The sequence below is a fragment of the Bacillus sp. SIMBA_074 genome (assembly GCF_046534555.1).
In the GTDB taxonomy this organism is placed as follows: Bacteria; Bacillota; Bacilli; order Bacillales; family Bacillaceae_G; genus Bacillus_A; species Bacillus_A mycoides.
The window spans coordinates 1-271 of sequence record NZ_JAWRYM010000532.1; the positions used below are offsets into that span (position 1 = coordinate 1).

General features: G+C 34.3%; 1 protein-coding gene. It reads left to right on the plus strand.

Annotated elements, in window-relative coordinates; translation table 11 throughout:
* On the plus strand, window positions 1-271 hold a 271-nt coding region (locus tag SB773_RS31860), incomplete at both ends, for a TauD/TfdA family dioxygenase (RefSeq protein ID WP_410594328.1).

Below are 271 nucleotides of genomic sequence, written 5' to 3' on the forward strand. Positions count from 1 at the left end.
CTTTAGTTATTACGAAGATAAATTAAGCTGCAGATATAACCGCGGATATGTAGAATCAGCACAAGCGAAAACAGGTAGATATTTGTCAAAAGTTGAAACTGAAGCATATGACTTAATAGATTCCCTCTTATATGATGAAAACATGCATATTGATATGATGATGGAACCGGGTGATATGCAATTTGTTAATAATTATACTGTTCTTCATTCCCGTACTGTATACGAAGACTATGAAGAACCCGAACGCAAACGTCATTTATTAAGATTGTGG